Annotated in this window: 12 protein-coding genes; 11 read left to right on the top strand and 1 reads right to left on the bottom strand. The window is 75.0% G+C overall.

Features of this window, described 5'->3' with window-relative positions; translation table 11 throughout:
* Positions 1-335 precede the first annotated feature (335 nt).
* The 8 genes from AC5WAM_RS24855 to AC5WAM_RS24820 all read left to right on the top strand — a co-directional run bounded on the left by AC5WAM_RS24855 (position 336) and on the right by AC5WAM_RS24820 (position 14,873).
* A complete protein-coding gene (locus tag AC5WAM_RS24855; protein WP_495518849.1) occupies positions 336-3,629 on the top strand; it encodes an FHA domain-containing protein in 3,294 nt (1,097 codons plus the stop codon).
* Between the two features lie 235 nt (positions 3,630-3,864).
* Complete coding sequence (locus AC5WAM_RS24850; protein ID WP_495518848.1) at positions 3,865-5,244, top strand: ABC transporter substrate-binding protein; 1,380 nt, start codon at positions 3,865-3,867, stop codon at positions 5,242-5,244.
* A gap of 109 nt (positions 5,245-5,353) precedes the next feature.
* The gene (locus AC5WAM_RS24845) at positions 5,354-6,634 is read left to right on the top strand and encodes a carbohydrate ABC transporter permease (RefSeq protein WP_366795453.1); all 1,281 of its coding nucleotides are present in this window, start codon (positions 5,354-5,356) and stop codon (positions 6,632-6,634) included.
* Positions 6,631-7,530 (top strand): carbohydrate ABC transporter permease, encoded by a 900-nt coding sequence (locus AC5WAM_RS24840; protein WP_495518847.1) that lies wholly within the window; start codon positions 6,631-6,633, stop codon positions 7,528-7,530. Before AC5WAM_RS24845 ends, AC5WAM_RS24840 begins: the two co-directional genes overlap by 4 nt.
* Positions 7,531-7,805: 275 nt before the next feature.
* Positions 7,806-10,097 (top strand): bifunctional glycosyltransferase/CDP-glycerol:glycerophosphate glycerophosphotransferase, encoded by a 2,292-nt coding sequence (locus AC5WAM_RS24835; RefSeq protein WP_495518846.1) that lies wholly within the window; start codon positions 7,806-7,808, stop codon positions 10,095-10,097.
* A gap of 1 nt (position 10,098) precedes the next feature.
* On the top strand, positions 10,099-10,998 hold the full coding sequence (locus tag AC5WAM_RS24830) for a class I SAM-dependent methyltransferase (protein ID WP_366795428.1): 900 nt from the start codon (positions 10,099-10,101) through the stop codon (positions 10,996-10,998).
* Positions 10,999-11,088: 90 nt separating this feature from the next.
* The gene (locus AC5WAM_RS24825; protein WP_366795429.1) at positions 11,089-12,036 is read left to right on the top strand and encodes a hypothetical protein; all 948 of its coding nucleotides are present in this window, start codon (positions 11,089-11,091) and stop codon (positions 12,034-12,036) included.
* Positions 12,033-14,873, top strand: coding sequence for a stealth conserved region 3 domain-containing protein (locus AC5WAM_RS24820; protein WP_495518845.1), 2,841 nt, complete (start codon positions 12,033-12,035; stop codon positions 14,871-14,873). Before AC5WAM_RS24825 ends, AC5WAM_RS24820 begins: the two co-directional genes overlap by 4 nt.
* On the opposite strand, the gene AC5WAM_RS24815 is transcribed toward AC5WAM_RS24820, so the two are convergent.
* The gene (locus AC5WAM_RS24815; RefSeq protein ID WP_366795431.1) at positions 14,870-15,505 is read right to left on the bottom strand and encodes a response regulator transcription factor; all 636 of its coding nucleotides are present in this window, start codon (positions 15,503-15,505) and stop codon (positions 14,870-14,872) included. The genes AC5WAM_RS24820 and AC5WAM_RS24815 overlap by 4 nt on opposite strands.
* A gap of 327 nt (positions 15,506-15,832) precedes the next feature.
* Between AC5WAM_RS24815 and AC5WAM_RS24810 the strand changes: the two genes are divergently transcribed.
* The 3 genes from AC5WAM_RS24810 to AC5WAM_RS24800 all read left to right on the top strand — a co-directional run bounded on the left by AC5WAM_RS24810 (position 15,833) and on the right by AC5WAM_RS24800 (position 17,715).
* Positions 15,833-16,114 (top strand): hypothetical protein, encoded by a 282-nt coding sequence (locus AC5WAM_RS24810; protein WP_172387494.1) that lies wholly within the window; start codon positions 15,833-15,835, stop codon positions 16,112-16,114.
* Positions 16,115-16,206: 92 nt separating this feature from the next.
* A complete protein-coding gene (locus AC5WAM_RS24805; RefSeq protein WP_495518844.1) occupies positions 16,207-16,800 on the top strand; it encodes a stage II sporulation protein M in 594 nt (197 codons plus the stop codon).
* Positions 16,801-17,028: 228 nt separating this feature from the next.
* A complete protein-coding gene (locus AC5WAM_RS24800; RefSeq protein ID WP_495518843.1) occupies positions 17,029-17,715 on the top strand; it encodes a hypothetical protein in 687 nt (228 codons plus the stop codon).
* Positions 17,716-17,730: the final 15 nt, after the last annotated feature.

Genomic DNA, 17,730 nt, shown 5'->3' with positions numbered 1-17,730 from the left:
GACGCGCTACCAGGGCCGTTGGTTGCCGACGGCCTCGGACCGGGGTGTGAAAGGGGCCCCGGGCGGGGCTCCCGTAGGGATTCGACAGGGGCTCGACGGAGGCGCGCGCCCTCCGGGGGTGACGATTTTCCTTCTGGCCCGCTTCCCGCACTTTTCCGGGCACGTTTCCGTACAGAGGCGACCAATCAAGATCACTTACGGGTGGGGGGCGGGCGTGTTGTCAGTGGCAGGTGCGAGGATGCTCCAGTACTGGCCGACGTGCCCGTGTGCGGTGGGGGGAATCACAGCGCGAGTCCCCGTGCCGGGCGCCCAGCGCAGAAGGGACCGCTGACGGCATGCAGATCCGGCTGACCGTCCTCGGGCCGCGTGGCGGCCAGACCGCCGAGCCGGGGGGACGCCCCGCGACGGCCTGCGACGTACTGGTCACCGCGCCCGCCGGGACCGCGCTCGCCGCCGTCGCCTCCGGCCTCGCCGCCGCCGTCGCCGCGGGCGAGGGCCCCGCCGTCCTTTACGCGGAGTCGGAGCGGCTCGACCTCCAGCGCTGCACGCTCGGCGAGCCCCCGCTCGTCGACGGCGCGGTGCTGTGCGTGGGCACCCCCGCCGAGCCGGGCCCCGAGCTCGCGGACGCCGCCGCCCAGCTCCACGTCGTCGCCGGTCCCGACGCGGGCGGCGTGCACCTGCTGCACGGCGGCCAGATCCGCGTCGGCCGCTCCGCCCAGGCCGACGTCCCCCTGGACGACCCGGACGTGTCCCGGCTGCACTGCGCGGTCACGCTCGACCCGGACGGCCGGGTCACGGTCACGGACCTCGGCTCGACGAACGGCACGGCGGTGGACGGCCGCGTGCTCACCGACCGGCCGGTGCGGCTCGCCTCCGGCTCGCTCCTGCGCATCGGCGAGTCCGTGCTCCGGCTGACCACGGGCAGCGGCATGGGCGGCGTGCTCGACACCGCGGCGGACGGCGAGGGGCACGTGCGCGTGCGGGTCACCGCGGAAGGAGCAGGAGGAGCGGCAGGAGGGGACGGGGCGACGGCGAGGGGCGTCGGGGAGCTGCGCGGCGCATGGGGTGCCCGCGTCGCGGGAGGCGCCGCGGCGCCCGGCTCCTCGCCCTCACCGGGTGCCGCGTCCACCGTGCCCGGCCCGGCCGCCGCACCCGACCTCCTCGGGTCGTCGTCCGGTCCGTCCGTTCCCGCCGTCCCCGAAGAGGGCGTGACGCAGCACGCGTACGGCACGGCCGAGTGGGGTGCCTCCGGAGGCAGCGAGTCCCCCGTGGTGCCCCGGCAGGGCGGCGTGCCCGAGGCCGAGCGGCACCGGACCGGCACCCCCGCGCGCGGGACGCCCCTGCCGCGCGGCCCGCGCAAGCGGGGCGGCCTGTCCGCGTGGGCGCGGCGGCTGACCGGCGGGCGCGGCGAGGAGACGGCACGCGAGCACGGGGCGTACGACGAGGTGTACGAAGGGCCGGAGGGCCCCGAAGTGGCGGAGGAGTGGGGCGACGGCGGGCCGCTCCCGGAGCCGGTGCCCGAGGTGTGGCCGGACGCGGCGGCGCTGCTCCTGACGGCGCTCGGGCCGGGCACGCGGCTGTGGGAGCGCGGGCCCGCGCACCCGGAGGCGCTCGCGGTGCGCCTCGGCACGGTCGACCGGGCGGCGCCCGGGCAGAGCGCGCTGCTGCCCGCCGTGCCGGTGACGGTGAGCCTTAGGGAGGCCGGAGCGCTCGGTCTCGCCGGGCCGCGCGAGCGGCTCGCGGGGCTCGCCCGGTCGGTGCTCGCCCAGCTGGCCGCGCTGCACTCCCCCACGGACCTGGAGATCGTGCTGATCAGCACGGACCGGGCGCGGACGCCGGGCGAGCGGGCCGCGGAGTGGGCCTGGCTCGGCTGGCTGCCGCACCTGCGGCCCGCGCACGGCCAGGACTGCCGTCTGCTGCTGGCGTACGACCGCGAGCAGGCGGCGGCGCGCACGGCCGAGCTGCTGCGCCGCCTGGACGAGCCGGAGACGGCCGACGCGGGTCCCGGCGGGGCGGGGCGGGCTCAGGAGCACACAGCCCCGGAGGCGTCCGGGCCGCGCACGGTGGTGGTCGTGGACGGCGACCCCGGTTCCGCCGCGCTGCGGGAGGCCGCCGTGCGGCTCGCGCGGGACGGCGGCAGGGCCGGGATCCACGTCGTGTGCCTGGCCGAGACGGCCGCGGCCTCGCCCGCGTCGCCGGTGACGGAGACGTACGAGGCGGCGTGTTCGGTGTCGCCCGCCTTCCGCGCCTGCGGGGCGGTCGCGCTGCTCAGCGGTGACGTGGCGACGGCCCTGCGAGTGCTGCGCACGGCGGACGGGCAGCCCGCCGGGCACGGCACGGTCGCCGTGGTGGACGCCGTGTCGGCGGCCTGGGCGCAGCGCTTCGCGCGGGCGCTCGCCCCGTTGCGGCCCGACGGCGCGGGCGGCGGGCACGCACGCGTGGCGGCGCCGCTGCCGCAAGCCGCCCGGCTCCTGGACGAGTTGGGGCTCGCCCGGGCCACGCCCGCCTCGCTGATGGCGCGGTGGGCGGCCGCCGGGGACGACGCGGGTGCGCTGGGCGGGCGGGCCTGGGCGGTGCTCGGCGCGGGCGCGCGCGGGCCCGTCGTGGTGGACCTCGCCGCGGACGGGCCGCATCTGCTGGTGGCGGGGCCGCCCGGCAGCGGGCGCACGGAGCTGCTGCGGTCCGTCGCCGCGTCCCTCGCCGCCGCCGAGCGGCCCGACCGGCTCGGCGTCGTCCTCGTCGACGGCGGGGTCGACGGGCGGGACGGGGGCACGGCGGGCGGCACCGGTGCGGGCGAGCGGCCCGGCGAAGGGCTGCGGGCCTGTACGGACCTCCCCCACGTCGGCACCCACCTCGCCGCCAACGACCCCGTGCGGATGCGGGAGTTCGCGCAGTCCCTCACCGCGGAGCTGAAGCGGCGGGCCGAGCTCCTTGGACGGCAGGGCTTCGCCGAGTGGCACGCGGGGCGGGTGGTGGCCGGGCGGATCGTGGCGCCCCGCGGGGCGCCGGACGCCGAGGCGGGCGGGGGCCCGGGGGCCGGGGACATCGAGGTGCCGAGCAGCTCCACGCTGCGCCTTCGGCCGCCGGGGGCCGGGGCACGGCCCGAGCCGGGGCCGCCGCTCGCGCGGCTCGTGGTGGTCGTCGACGACTACGACTCCTTGCTGGCGCCCGCGCTCGGGTCGCCCGGGCGGCCCGCCGCCGGGTCCGTCGTCCGGGCGCTCGACGCGGTGGCCCGGGACGGGGAGCGGCTCGGGGTGCATCTGGTGGTCGCGGTGCGGGGGGCCGAGCGCGTGGCGGAGACGGAGGTGGGCCGGCGGGCCGGGCTTCGGGCCACGCTGGACGCGCCGGGGGGCGGGGTGGAGGATCCGGCGCCCGGGCGCGGGGTGTTGTGCGGGGGTGACGGGCGGGTCACCGCCTTCCAGGCGGGGCGGGTCACGGGGCGCATCCCCCGTACGGCGACCCTGCGGCCCACCGTGGTCCCCCTGGAGTGGGACCGCATGGGGGATCCCCCCACCCGCCGCCCGGTCCGCGAACTGGGCAACGGGCCTACGGATCTGGCCCTCCTCGCCAGCGCCCTGGACCGCGCGGCCCGTGAGGTCTCGGCCGACCAAGTGCCGTCCCTGCTCTGACCGTCGGGCGGCGCCCCACCGGGTGCGCCGGGCCCCTTCCCGGCGGCGCCCCGCCGTGTCCGCGCGCGGCGCCCCCGGGCCGGGGCCGGGCGTGGGTGAGGGGTTGTGGGAGGTGATGGGCCGTTACAACGGCATCACGATCGGCGACTTGACACCGTAGACCGTCTTGCCGCCCCACGCCCCCGGGCGTAGACAGGCCGGAACGGGACTGTCAGGGGAAGAGAACGGGGCAGTGATGCGCAGCACTCTTCGTACACGCACGACCGGCAGGATGGTCGCCGCCGCGGCGGTGGGCGCGCTCGCCCTCGGCCTCACCGCGTGCGGCGGTGACGACGACAAGGACGACGACGGCAACGGCAAGGGCGGCGGCAAGGAGGGGACCGCGGCCACCGTTCGACTGCCGAAGCTGGACGGACAGAAGCTGTCGGTCTCGGCCGTGTGGGGCGGCGCGGAGCGCAAGGTGTTCCTCAGGGTCCTGGACGAGTTCGAGAAGCGGACGGGCGCCGACGTGTCGTTCGTACCCGCGCAGGAGCCGATCATCAGCTTCCTCGCGTCGAAGGTGGCGGGCGGCCAGCCCCCGGACGTGGCGATGCTGCCGCAGGTCGGCGCGGTGCAGCAGGCCGTGGCGAAGAAGTGGGCCAAGCCCCTTGGCGCGGCGGCGCAGAAGGAGCTGGACGAGAACTACGCGCAGGGCTGGAAGGACCTCGGGACGGTCGACGGCAAGCAGTACGGCGTGTACTTCAAGGCGGCCAACAAGTCGCTGGTCTGGTACAACACCAAGGTCTTCGAGAACGCGGGCGTCGACGAGCCCAAGACCTGGGACGCGTTCATGAAGACCGCCCAGACGGTGTACGACTCCGGGGTCGCGCCCGTGTCCGTGGGCGGCGCGGAGGCCTGGACGCTCACCGACTGGTTCGAGAACGTCTATCTCTCGCAGGCGGGCCCCGAGAAGTACGACCGACTCGCCCAGCACAAGATCAAGTGGACGGATCCCTCCGTCAAGAAGGCGCTGACGACGCTCGGCGGGCTCTTCGGGAAGAAGGGGTTCGTCGCCGGGGGCGCGGACGGCGCGCTGCAGACGGAGTTCCCGGCGTCGGTGAAGCAGACGTTCGTCGGCGGCGACCAGCCGAAGGCGGGCATGGTCTTCGAGGGCGACATGGTGTCGCTCTCGATCTCCGAGACGAAGGCGAAGATCGGCACGGACGCGAAGGTGTTCCCGTTCCCCGCGGTCGGGGACGAGTCCCCCGCCGTCGTCGGCGGTGACGCCGCGGTCGCGCTGAAGGACGGCAAGGGCGCGCAGGCCCTGCTCACGTTCCTGGCCTCGCCGGACGCTGCGAGGATCTGGGCGCAGGCGGGCGGCTTCGTCTCGCCGAACAAGAACCTGGACCTGGCCGCGTACCCCAACGACGTGCAGCGCGGCATCGCCAAGGCGCTCATCGCGGCCGGCGACGACATCCGCTTCGACATGTCCGACCAGGCGCCCCCGGCCTTCGGCGGCACGCCGGGCAAGGGCGAGTGGAAGGCGCTGCAGGACTTCCTGAAGAACCCGAAGAACGTCGCGGGCACCCAGCGGACGCTGGAGGACGCGGCGGCCAAGGCGTACCCGAAGAGCTGACGGGGCGATGACGACTCCGGACGCCGGGGGCACCGCAGCGGTGCCCCCGGCCAGGCCGACGGCGCACACGTCCACGACCGGCCCGCGCGGCGCCGGTCCCCGCAGGAGCGTGACCGGGACCCGCAGGACGGTGGCGGCCCTGTTCCTGCTGCCCGCCCTGGTCCTGCTCGGCGCGCTCGTGCTGTATCCGATCGGGTTCTCGGTCCTGCGCAGCTTCTTCGACAAGAGCGGCGACTTCGCGGGCGTCGACAACTACGAGACGATGTTCGAGGACTCCGGGATCCGTACCGCCGTCAAGAACACGGCGATCTGGGTGGTGTTCGCACCCGCGGTGGCGACCGCGCTCGGCCTGATCTTCGCCGTCCTTACCGAACGGGTGCGCTGGGGCACGGCGTTCAAGATCGTGATCTTTATGCCGATGGCGATCTCGATGCTGGCGGCGGGGATCATCTTCCGGCTCGTGTACGAGGCGAACCCCGACCGCGGGGTGGTCAACGCCGTGTGGGTGGGCGTGCACGACACGTTCGTGGAGTCCTCGCACTTCCCGAGCGGGCACCTGGCCGCGCGGTCCCCGATGAAGGAGGCGGGCGGCGGCGCCTTCGTGACCCGTGAGCCCGTGCGCGCCGGGCAGCCGGTGGCCCTGCCGCTGACCGGCGTGCCGCCCAACAAGATGCCCGACGACGCCACGTCGGCGAAGCGCGCCGAGGCCGACCCCGGCAAGGTCACCGGCACGGCCTGGCAGGACTTCACCCGCGGCAAGGGCCGCGGCGAGGTCAACGCCCCCGACCCCGTCGAGCTCGGCTACCCGGGCATCAGGATCGAGGCGGTCAAGGACGGCAAGGTGGTGGCCTCGACGACGGCGGCGGACGACGGCACCTTCGCCCTGCCGAAGGAGGCCGACGGGGCGCTCCTGCGCTACCCCGCGTCGAACTTCCGCGAGCCGTACGACGGCGTGAACTGGCTCGGGCCCTCGCTCATCACGCCCGCCGTCATCGGCAGTTACGTGTGGATGTGGGCCGGGTTCGCGATGGTCCTCATCGCGGCGGGGCTCGCGAGCGTGCCGCGCGAGCTCCTGGAGGCCGCGCGCGTGGACGGCGCCAACGAGTGGCAGGTGTTCCGCCGGGTCACGGTGCCGCTGCTCGCGCCCGTCCTCGCGGTCGTCCTGGTCACGCTGATGATCAACGTGATGAAGATCTTCGACCTGGTCTTCGTGATCCCGCCGGGCTCCTCCAAGGACGAGGCGAACGTCCTCGCCGTCCAGCTCTACAACTCGGCCTTCGGGGACCAGAACGACGGCGTGGCGAGCGCGATCGCGGTGCTGCTCTTCGTCCTCGTGATCCCGGTGATGTGGTTCAACTTGCGGCGGCTGCGGCGGGAGGCGAAGCGATGAGCACGCACACTCGGGCCGCCGCGGACGCGGGCGTGGTGAAGGCCCGGCAGTCGCTCGGCGGGCGGATCGCGGGGCTGCTCGGCGGCACCGCGGTCCGGGTCTTCCTGATCCTCGTCGGCCTGTTCTGGCTGGTGCCCACGCTCGGCCTGCTGCTCGGCTCGCTGCGCACCAAGGAGGACATGAGCGCGACCGGCTGGTGGAAGGTCTTCGGGGCGCCGTCGCAGCTGACGTTCGAGAACTACTCCAGCCTCCTGAAGGACGAGACGATCACCGACTCGATCCTGACGAGCGTGTCCATCACCGTCCCGGCGACGCTGCTGGTCGTGGTGATCGGCTCGCTCGCCGGGTACGCGTTCGCGTGGATGGAGTTCCCGGGCCGCGACTGGTGGTTCCTCGGGGTGGTGGGGCTGCTCGTGGTGCCGGTGCAGGTGGCGCTCGTCCCGGTCTCCGACCTCTTCGGCAAGCTCGGGATCTTCGAGACGACGACGGGCGTGGTGCTCTTCCACACCGCCTTCGGGCTGCCGTTCGCGATCTTCCTGCTGCGGAACTTCTTCGCGGAGATCCCCCGCGAACTCCTGGAGGCGGCGCGCCTGGACGGCGCCGGTGAGCTGCGGCTCTTCATCCGCGTGGTGATGCCCCTCGGGGCGCCGGCGATCGCCTCGCTCGGCATCTTCCAGTTCCTGTGGGTGTGGAACGACATGCTGATCGCGCTGATCTTCGCGGACGCGGGCAGCCCGCCGATCACCGTGGCGCTCCAGCAGCAGGTGCGGTTCTTCGGGGACAACGTGCAGATCCTCGCGCCCGGCGCGTTCATCTCGATGGTGATCCCGCTGGCGGTGTTCTTCGCGTTCCAGCGGCAGTTCGTGTCCGGCGTGATGGCGGGCGCCGTCAAGTAGGGCGGGGGCCTGGCGCGGGCGCCGTCAAGCAGGGCGGGGGCCGTGGCGCGGGCGCCGTCAAGTGCGGACGCGCACGCGCCCGCGCACCCGGCGGCGCCGAAATGATCAACTGCCTTACTGCGACGGGGATTTGATCGGAAGGGGGCGGTCCGGCACCGGACCGCCCCCTTTCCGTCCGCTTGACGGGCGTCCCCCGATGGGGAGACCCGGGCGTAACCAGATCACCTCACCGGGCGTTCCCGGGCAGAGTGCCCGCGCCGACCCATGGATGTGCCGTGCCCCGGTTCAGTGTCATCGTCCCCGCGTACCAGGTGCAGGCCTATCTGCACGAATGCCTCACGTCCGTGCTCGAACAGAGCTTCGCGGACTGGGAGCTGATCGCGGTCGAGGACCGCTCGCCGGACGGCTGCGCCGCGATCATCGACGAGTTCGCAGGCCGGGACGCCCGGGTCAGGGCCGTCCACCTGGAAGAGAACGTGGGTCTCGGCCGCGCGCGGAACGCGGGCATGGAGCACGCCACCGGCGACTACCTGATCTTCCTCGACGCCGACGACAGCATGGCGCCCGGCTCCCTCCAGGCCATCGCCGACCGGCTGAAGGAGACCGGCGAGCCCGACGTCCTGGTCTACGACTACGAGCGGACGTACTGGACGGGCGAGCGGGTCCGCAACCAGCTCGCGCACCTCCTCGACGAGGACGGCCCCGCCCCCTTCGAACTCGGCGACAGGAGCGGCCTGCTGCGGCTGCTCATGGTCGCGTGGAACAAGGCGCACCGCCGCGAGTTCGTCGAGCGGATCGGCCTCACGTTCCCGCCCGGCACCTACGAGGACGCGCCGTGGACGTATCCGCTGATGATGTCCGCGAAGTCCATCGCGACGCTCGACCGGGTGTGCGTGCGCTACCGGCAGCGGCGGCGCGGCGGGCTCCTCGGCACGGCGAGCCGCGCGCACTTCGACGTCTTCGACCAGTACGAGCGGGTGTTCGCGTTCCTCGACGCGCGCCCCCACCTGCCGGAGGCCTGGCGGGCGCTGGTCTTCCGGCGCATGGTCGACCACTTCCTGACCATCTACTCCCGTCCCGAGCGGCTGCCGCACGGCAGCAGGGCCGAGTTCCTGCGCCGGGCGCGCGCCCACTACCGCCGCTTCCGCGTGCCCGGCTCCCGGCCGCGGGCGGGTGCCCGGCTGCGGCACGCCCTGGTGCGGCTCGGCTCGCACCGCGCGTACCAGGTCCTGCGGTCGGTGCGCCGGTTCGGCGGGGCTGCCGTGCGGCACTCCGCCGGAGCCCTCGGCCGGGCCCGGGAGTCCTTGCTGCGGCTGCACTACCGGATCCAGCTGCGGCGTCCGGTGCGCGCGGACCTCGCGGTGTTCACGGCGGGCGACGGGCGGGGGCACGGCGGTGACCCGGGCGCCCTCGAAACCGCGTTCCGCGAGCTCGCGCCGCACGTGCGCACCGCCTGGCTGGCCGCGCCCGCGCACCACCACACGCTGCCGACCGCGACCCGCAGGCTCACGCCCGGCACGGCCGCGGCGTGGACGGCCCTGGCGCGCGCCGCGTACCTGGTGAGCGACTCCGGCTTCGACGGCCGGCTCGCCAAGCGCCCCGGGCAGCTCGTGGTGCGGGTCCACCCGGGCACGCTCCTGCGGCACGAGGGCGCCGACCTCCTGGAGCGCCCGGCGGCCGCGTGCGGCACGGACGTCGACGCGCGGCTGCGCGACGCCGACACCTGGGACTACGTCGTGTCCCCCAACCGGCACGCGACCCTCGCGGGCGAGCGGGCGTACCCGGCGGCGTACACGACGCTGGAGTACGGCTGTCCGCGCAACGACCGCTACCAGCGCGCCACCGCCACCGACGTGGCGCGGATCCGCGAGAGCCTCGGCGTGCGGCCGGGGACGACGGCGATCCTGTACGCGCCGGAGCACCGCGACTACCGGCGCACGCAGCGGCTCGGCGTCGACCTGGAGCGGCTGCTCCGCCGCCTCGGCCCCCGCTTCACGGTCCTGGTGCGCGCCCCCCACGTCGACGCGGAGCCGCTGCCCGACGACCTCACCGGGCGGTGGGTCGACGTGTCCGGCGAGCCGGACCCGGGGCGGCTGTGCCTGGCCGCGGACGCGCTGGTCACGGACTACTCGTCGCTGATGTTCGACTACGCCAACCTGGACCGGCCGATCGTCCTGCACGCCGACGACTGGGAGGCGTACGAGGCGGCCCGCGGCACCTACTTCGACGTGCGTGCCTTCCCGCCGGGCGCGGTGGCGCGCGGCGAGGACGAGCTGGCCGACATCTTCGCGTCGGGGCACTGGCGGGGCTCGCGCTCGGCCCAGCTGCGGCGGGCCTTCCGGGAGCGGTTCTGCCCCTACGACGACGGGAGTGCCGCGGAGCGTGTCGTGCGGCGGGTGGTGTTCGGGGCGAAGATCCCACTACCTTCGGTCGTGGCGCTCCCGGAGCGGCACCCCACGCCGGCGGCGGGGCCCGAGGGCACCCGTGTGTCCGGGGCCGAGGACTCCGGGGTCGCGCAGACCGCCGCGCTCCTGTCGCAGCGCACTCCCCCCAACTCCAGGATCTGAGATGCCCGAAGCCTCCGCTTCAGTGCCCACGTCCGCGCCCGCGTCCGCCGAGGAGACGGACGACCTTCCCCTGCCCACCGCCTTCTCCGATGTGAAGGGCTGGTTCCACCCGGCCGACCAAGTGCTCTTCGACTGGTTCCTCAGCCGTCAGCTGGACCTCGGCGAACCGGGCGACCTGCTCGAACTCGGTGCCTATCTGGGCAAGAGCGCGATCTTCATGGGGTCCTATCTGCGGCCCGACGAGACCTTCACGGTCTGCGACCTGTTCGACTCGCCCGCGCCCGACGACGCGAACTCCAAGGAGATGGGCCGCTCGTACGCGACGCTGACCCGGCGCGCCTTCGAGGCCAACTACCGCTCCTTCCACGACGAGCTGCCCCAGGTCGTGCAGGCCCCCTCGGCCGGCATCGCCACGCACGTGCCCGGGGGGAGCTGCCGCTTCGTCCACATCGACGCCTCGCACCTGTACGAGCACGTGCACGCCGACATCGCGGCGGCGCGCGAGCTGCTCACGCCGGACGGGATCGTCGTCCTCGACGACTTCCGGGCCGAGCACTGTCCCGGCGTGGCCGCCGCCACGTGGGGGGCCGTCGCCACGACGGGGCTGAAGCCGCTGTGCATCACGGCGACGAAGTTCTACGGGACGTGGGGGCGGTACGAGGCCGTGCACGGGGAGCTGGGGCGGCTCCTGAAGGGGCGGGACGACATGTGGCACGGGGCGGAGGAGGTGGCCGGGCACCCGATGATCCGCATCAGCGGCCGCAAGGCCCGCACCCCGGCCCACCCCCGGTCCCGGCACGCCTCCGTCGCGCCGCCCCGCAAGGACGAGGCCGGACCCCGCCGCACCCGCCGCCCGCGCGGCCGGGGCCTGGCGGCGCTCCTGCCGGGCCGCAGGCGCTGACCACTGCCGGGTGCCGCCCGGGCCCGGGGGCGGGGTGACCGCCGCGCGGCGCTCCCGGCGCTCCAGGCACAGAGCGGGCAAAGTGGGGCGATGCAGAATTTTCCGGCCAGGGGATTGGCCCGCAGGGCCCGGCAGGCCGCCCGCAGGGCCCGGTTCCGCGTCGAGCGGGCCACCGCGGGACGGCAGCCGCACGGCGGCGGTGAGCTGCTCGGGCCCGTTCACCTGTCCCTGCGGGACAGCCGCACGCTCAACCTCGCCCTGCCCGCCCCGGCCCCGCCCCCGGCCGCCGCGCGGCTCCTGATCAGCCGCGGCCCCCGCCGCTTCCGCGTACCGCTCGCGCTCGAAGCGGACGCGGCGCTGCTCACGGCCACCGTCAGCCTGCGGGACGCCGCCGGGGACGCGAGCGGCGCCGGGCCCGTCCTGGGTGAGGGCGTGTGGCGGCTGACGGTGGAGACGACCGGCGCCGACGGCCGCGTACGCCGTCAGGGGCTCGCCCTCGCCGACGCGCCGGGGCCGCCGGGGCCGACGCTCCCGCACGCCCCGCACCCGCGCACCGGCACGCTCCTGCGGCTCGTGCGCTGCCGGGGCGGGCGGGCGGCGGTGCAGGTCACGCGGTCGCGGCCGCGCGCGGAGCTGGTGCGGTTCGAGCCGCGCGGGGACGGCATCACGGTGCACGGCCGGATGGTCGCGGCGCGCGGGGCGCAGCGGGCCAGCGCGGTGCGGCGGCGGGACGGCCTGGCCGTGCCGGTGCGGCCCGAGTGGGAGGGCGACCGGTTCCGCTTCGCCTTGCCGCTGGCGGCGATGGCCGGGGCGGGGCCCGGCCAGTGGGTGTGGGACTTCCGCGTGGGCGAACTGCCGCTGGGGCGCTGGCTGACCGACGTACGGGATCTGCCGTCGGCGTTCCCCACGCCCTTCCGGCTCGTCGCGCTGGAGGGCGGCGGTCTGGTGCGGGCCCATCCGCACGTCACCGCGTCCGGCGCGTTCGCCGTGACCTGTCTGGACCTGGGGCGGGGCCTGGAGCAGAAGGAGACCTCATGAAGATCACGTACCTCCTCGGCTGGGGAGACGAGATGGGCGGCACCGAACTCGCCACGTACACCCAGGCGCTGCACCTGGCCGAGCGGCACGACGTGGAGGTCCTCTCGGTCTTCCGCACCCGGGCCGAGCCGTTCTTCCCCGAGGCGCGGGGCCTGGCCGTGCGCTATCTGGTGGACCGCACGGTGACGCCCGAGCGGCCGGTGCGCGGCTCGCGGCTCGACGAGGCCGCCTGCCGGGAGCTCGCCGCGCTGCCCAGCGAACTGATCGCGCGCTCCTGGGAGTCGGCGTTCGACCGGCTCGCGGACGTGGAGCTGACGGCGGCGCTGACCGATCTTGACGCGGACGTCCTGGTCACCACGACGCCCGCGCTGCTCGCCGCGGCCGTGCGGCTCGTGCCCGGACGCGTGGTGACCGTGCACCAGGAGCACCGGCCGACGCAGCGCCGCGGCCCGTCCGGCGAGCCGCTGCTGCTCTTCGCGCCGCGCCTGGACGCCCTGGTGACGCTGACGGAGCGGACCCGGGAGTGGATCGCGGAGTCCCTCGGCGCGACGGCGCCGGAGCTCGCGGTGATCCCCAACGCGGTCCCGGACGGCTTCAGGCCGCGCGCCGACGGCGGCAGCAAGGTCATCGTGATGGCCGCGCGGCTCACCGGCGAGAAGCGGGTCGACCACGCGGTCCGCGCCTTCGCGCAGATCGCGGAGGCGCACCCGGACTGGACCCTGCGGATCTTCGGCGGCGGCCATCGCGAGGCGAGCCTGCGCCGTCTTGTGGACGCCTTCGGCCTCCAGGACCGGGTCGAACTCCTCGGCCCCTGCCAGGACATGGCCGCCGAGTGGGCCAAGGCGGGTCTGACCCTGATGACGGCGGGCCACAACGAGGCGTTCCCGCTGGTCCTCCTCGAAGCCCTCGCGGCGGGCGTGCCGGTGGTGGCGTACGACGTCATGACGGGGCCTGCCGAGATCGTGCGGCACCGCGTGGACGGCCTTCTCGTGCCGCCCGGCGAGATCGAGCGGCTTGCCGCCGCCATGGCCGAGCTGATGTCGGACGACGCCACCCGGCTCGGGTACGCGCGGGCCGCCCGCGAGGGCGTGTACGCCCGCTTCTCGTCCGAGCGCGTGACCGCGCTGTGGGAGGAGCTGTACGCGCGGCTCGTCGCGGGCCGCGACCGGCCCGAGCGGCTCGCGGAGCGCGCGGACCGGGTGGCGCTCGGCGTCGCGTCCGGCGGCCCGGGCTTCCGGCCGACGGCGCCGCACACCCTCGACGCGCCCGCGCCCGCCGACGAGCGGGCCCGCGAGGAGGAGATCCTGGCGGCCGACGACGGTCTGATCCGCTCGGTGGGGCGGCTCGCCGAGCGGCGCGACGACGTCCGCACCGCCGACATGGCCGCCTGGAACCTGGACCTGACCGCGAGCGCCCTCGACGCGCGGGACGTGCCGTACGTCCTGGTGCGGACGAACGGCGGCTCGACCGCGCACACCCTGGCCGTCGCCGACGACCACCGCGACGCCGCCCTGAAGGCGCTCACGGAGGCGCTGCACGGCCGGGCCGTGTACGCCGAGCTCGTGGCGCCGCGCGACGCCGCGCCCGGCGTGGTGCTCGCCGAACGCCTCGACAGCGTCGGCGAGATGGCGGGGATCAAGGTCTTCAAGCCGGTCACCACGACGACGCTCTCGCTGCGCCACGGCGTGCAGCAGGCGTGCACGGTGGCGTTCTGGACGCGCACCGGCGAGCCGGAGGGGAGCGGGCGGGTGTGGCGGGCGCCGTTCGGGAGCACGCTCGCCGGGGCGGAGCTGCCGTCCCTGACCCCCACGGCGCGGCTGCGGGTGGGCGCGCGGGAGTACCCCAGCCTCGACGTCTTCGCGCGGCTGCTCATGAAGGACGTCGACTTCCCCGTCGACGCCGTCTACACCTGGGTCGACGACACCGACCCGGCCTGGCGCGCGGCCCGCGCCGCCGCCCTGGGCGACGGGGACGACGGCGCGTCGGCCGACACCGGCGCGGTCCGCTTCCGCAACCGGGACGAACTGCGTTACTCCCTGCGGTCCCTCGCGATGTACGCGCCCTGGGTGCGGCACGTGTACCTCGTCACGGCGGGCCAGGTCCCGGCGTGGCTGGACGAGGACCACCCGGGTCTGACGGTGGTGGACCACCGCGACCTGTTCGCGGATCCGGACGGCTGTCTGCCGACGTTCAACTCGCACGCCATCGAGACCCAGCTGCACCGGATCGACGGCCTGTCGGAGCACTTCCTGTACTTCAACGACGACATGTTCCTGGGCCGCCCCACGGCCCCGGACACGTTCTTCCTGCCGTCGGGTCTTGCCCGGTTCTTCTGGTCGTCGGTGTCCGTGCCCGACCTGCCGGTGTCCGCCGCCGACGAGGGCTATCTGGCCGCGGCGAAGAACAACCGGGCGCTGCTGCGCCGCGACTTCGGCCGCACCGCGACGCACTGCCTGCTGCACGTGCCGTACGCGCTGCGGCGCGACGTCCTCGCGGAGCTGGCCGAGCGGTACGGCGACGAGCTGGCGGCGACCGCCCGCAACCCCTTCCGGGGCGCGGGCGACCACTCCGTCGTCTCGTCGCTGTTCCAGCACTACGCGTACCTGACGGGCCGGGCCGTGCCCGGCTCCCTCGCGTACGACTTCGTGGACATCGCCGAGCGCGCCGACCACGCCCGGCTCGGGCAGTTGCTCCAGTCCCGCGCCAAGACCGCGTTCTGCATCGGCGAGACGCCCGGCGGCGACGTGTCGGACGAGGAGTCGGCCCTCGCCCTGCGGGCGTTCCTGGCGGCCTACTTCCCGGTGGCGTCGCCCTATGAGCGGGCCGCGGGGGCCTAGGCCGCCGAGACCTCGATGCCGTGGGCGAAGAGTGCGGCCTGGACGCGGTTGTCCACGCCGCACTTGGCGTACACGGCGCTGATGTAGGACTTGACGGTCCCGGCGCTCAGGCCGAGGCGCCGGCCGATCTGCTGGTTCGTCAGGCCCTCGCCCACCAGGGCGAGGACCTCCCGCTCGCGCAGCGACAGCGGCGCCCCGCTGTGCGCATCGCGCGACTCGGCCCGGGCGGTGGTGGCGCCGGCGCGGTGGATCCACGCGGCGGGCAGCACGGCGGCCCCGGAGGCGAGGGTGTGCACGGCGTGCGCGAGGGCGCGGACGTCGGCGTCCTCCGGGAGGTAGCCGGAGACGCCGGGCGGCACGCCGACGACGGTGGGACGGGTGACGGCGGCCTCGCCGAGCAGCGCGACGGGGACGCGGGGCAGTTCGCCGCCCCGGACCGCGTCCAGCAGCCGGTCGATGCCGGGCAGGATCCGCGACGCCAGGACGACCGAGTCCGGCTGGGCCCGCACCCACGCGAGCACCCCGTCGACGTCTCCGTATGAGGTGACCGTGAATTCCCCGCCGTCCGCGAGGGACTGCGCGAGCCCCCTGCGGATCAACGGGTGGTGGTGCGCGACCGTCACGTTCAGCATGGCTCCCCCGAGCGATCCATTAGTCAAGAAGTCGTCAATATGTGGTCGGGCTTCAACCTACCCCAGCGGTGCCGCGTTGACGTGCGGCGATGCGCTCAGATGAGAGCTCCGTCAACTCCTGGGCTTATGTCCGCATTTAATACCTCTACGCATCAGTAACTGCCGAACGGCCCCGTCAACAGGCAGTAGGGCGTGCTCCGCTTCCCCCACAAGATCGTTACCGGGTCCGGCGCTCTCGCCGGGCCCGTCAACGGACGTGCCCGCCCCGCGCCAATCGGGGCGGGCACGCGTCCGATCGTAATGAATCGATCCGAAGGAACACGCGACATGAACCGCTCGGCCACCCGCCGTCCCCTGACCACCGCCGCCGTCACCGCCACCGTCTTCGGCGCCTTCATGGTGGCCGCCACGGCCACCCCGTTCTTCCTGAAGAACGTGCTCAACATGAGCAAGGACTCCGCGTCCCTCGTCTACCAGTCGATCATGACCGGCATGGACGTCGCCTCGGCGATCGGTCTGGTCTCCGGCGGCCTGGCCGTCGGCTCCGTGATCATCTGGGGCGTCAAGCAGGCCATCAAGAAGGGCGGCAAGAAGGCCGTCATCGCCTAAGTCCCGAGGCAGCGCATCCGGCCGGGACCCCGCACGCGCGGGGTCCCGGCGGGACCGACCGGCGACACCAGGACGCGAAGGCGCGGGGACAGATGGACACGACGACCGGGCCGATCGCCCGGCCCACGGCCGGCGGCGGCCGGCAGCCCGCGGCGGCGGGACTCCTGCGGCGGCAGTGGCCCGCCGTGGTCAGCGGCGCCCTGCTGTGGCTCGCCGCGTTCGGCGCGGGCTGGTGGTTCGCGCCCGCGGACCCGACCGGGGTGAGCCGGGCCCCCAAGCAGGCCGACTGGGGCCTGTTCGCGGAGATCCTCGCGCGCAACGTCGGCGTCTCGGCGGCCCTCTTCCTCGGCGTCGCCACGCTCGGCGTGATGACGATCCCGCTCACCCTCCTGACCGGGACGCTCGCGGGCTACTACTGGGGCCAGGGCAGCGCGGTCCTAGGCACGCAGGGCGTCGTACGCCATCTGCTGCCGCACATGCCCCTCGAACTGGCCTGCCTCGCGCTCGCCGCGGCGGCCGGACTCGTGCCGCTCGTGACGTGGGCGCGCGCCGGACTCGGGCGGCGGCCCGCGCCGGAGCGCGGCACCCGGGACCGCTTCGGCTTCCAGGACGCGTGCCTGCTGTGGGGCGTGTCCCTGGCGGGCCTGACCCTGGCCGCGGCGGTGGAGACATGGGTGAGCACATGAGGGCGGGGGCGCCCGCGACGACCGGGGCTTCCGCCCTGGCCGAGGCTTTTGTGATGCCCGAGGGTTTCGCGACGGCCGGGCCTCCCCCGGCGGGCGGAGCGGCCGCGGGCGACGGGGCTCCGGCTGCCACGGCGGGCGGGGCTGCCACGGCCTGTGAGGGCGCGGGCGATGGGGCATGCGGTGCCAGTGAGACCTTTTGAGACGGGCGGCACGATCGGGATGGGGAGCATGAGCGGCACTACCGGGACGACCGGCATCACCAGGGCGAACGGCGTGGCAGGGCTGCCCGCCTTCGAGGACGACGCCCCCGGCGCGGCGCCCGCGCCCCCGCCCGCGCGCGGCTCCTTCGGACGGCGCCTGCTGACCCGGCGCGGCCACGCCCTCGGCGTGAGCGCGCTCGTCGTCGCCACGGCCGGGTTCAGCGTGCCGCTGTGGGGCGAGATCCACGACCAGGTCGTGGAGCGCGTCGACAGCGCGTCCGAGGGCGCCATCGGCATCGGCACCAGCATCGCCTGGTGCACCAGCCTGCTCGCCAACGTCCTGACGCTCGGCCTGCTCGGCGTCCTCGTGGGCGCGCTCGGCGCGGTCGCCACGCGCCACCTGCCGCTGCCCGGCGCCCCGCGCCCCGCGGACGGGAGCGACGACTTCACCCGGCTGCGGCGGGCGTTCACGCTCGGCTGGGTCGCCTTCGTCCTCGCCAAGCTCACCGTCTGGACCGTGGCGGGCCTCGCGCTCGGCCACGACGTCTCGCGGGCCGTACCCACGGTGACGCACCTCGACGCCTGGCTGCCCCTGCTGCCCTGCGCGCTGCTGCTCGCGGGCCGCGCCGCCGGTGCCGCCCCGCCGCGCGCCGCGGCCGTCGCCGCCGCGGTCACCGCCGCCTACGCCACCGCGCTCGGGCTGCTCCCCTCCTGACGTCCCACCGCCCCG

This window comes from Streptomyces sp. JLYT201, assembly GCF_059448825.1.
Note: the sequence above shows the minus strand (reverse complement) of the source record. Positions and strands in the feature narration are given on the sequence as shown.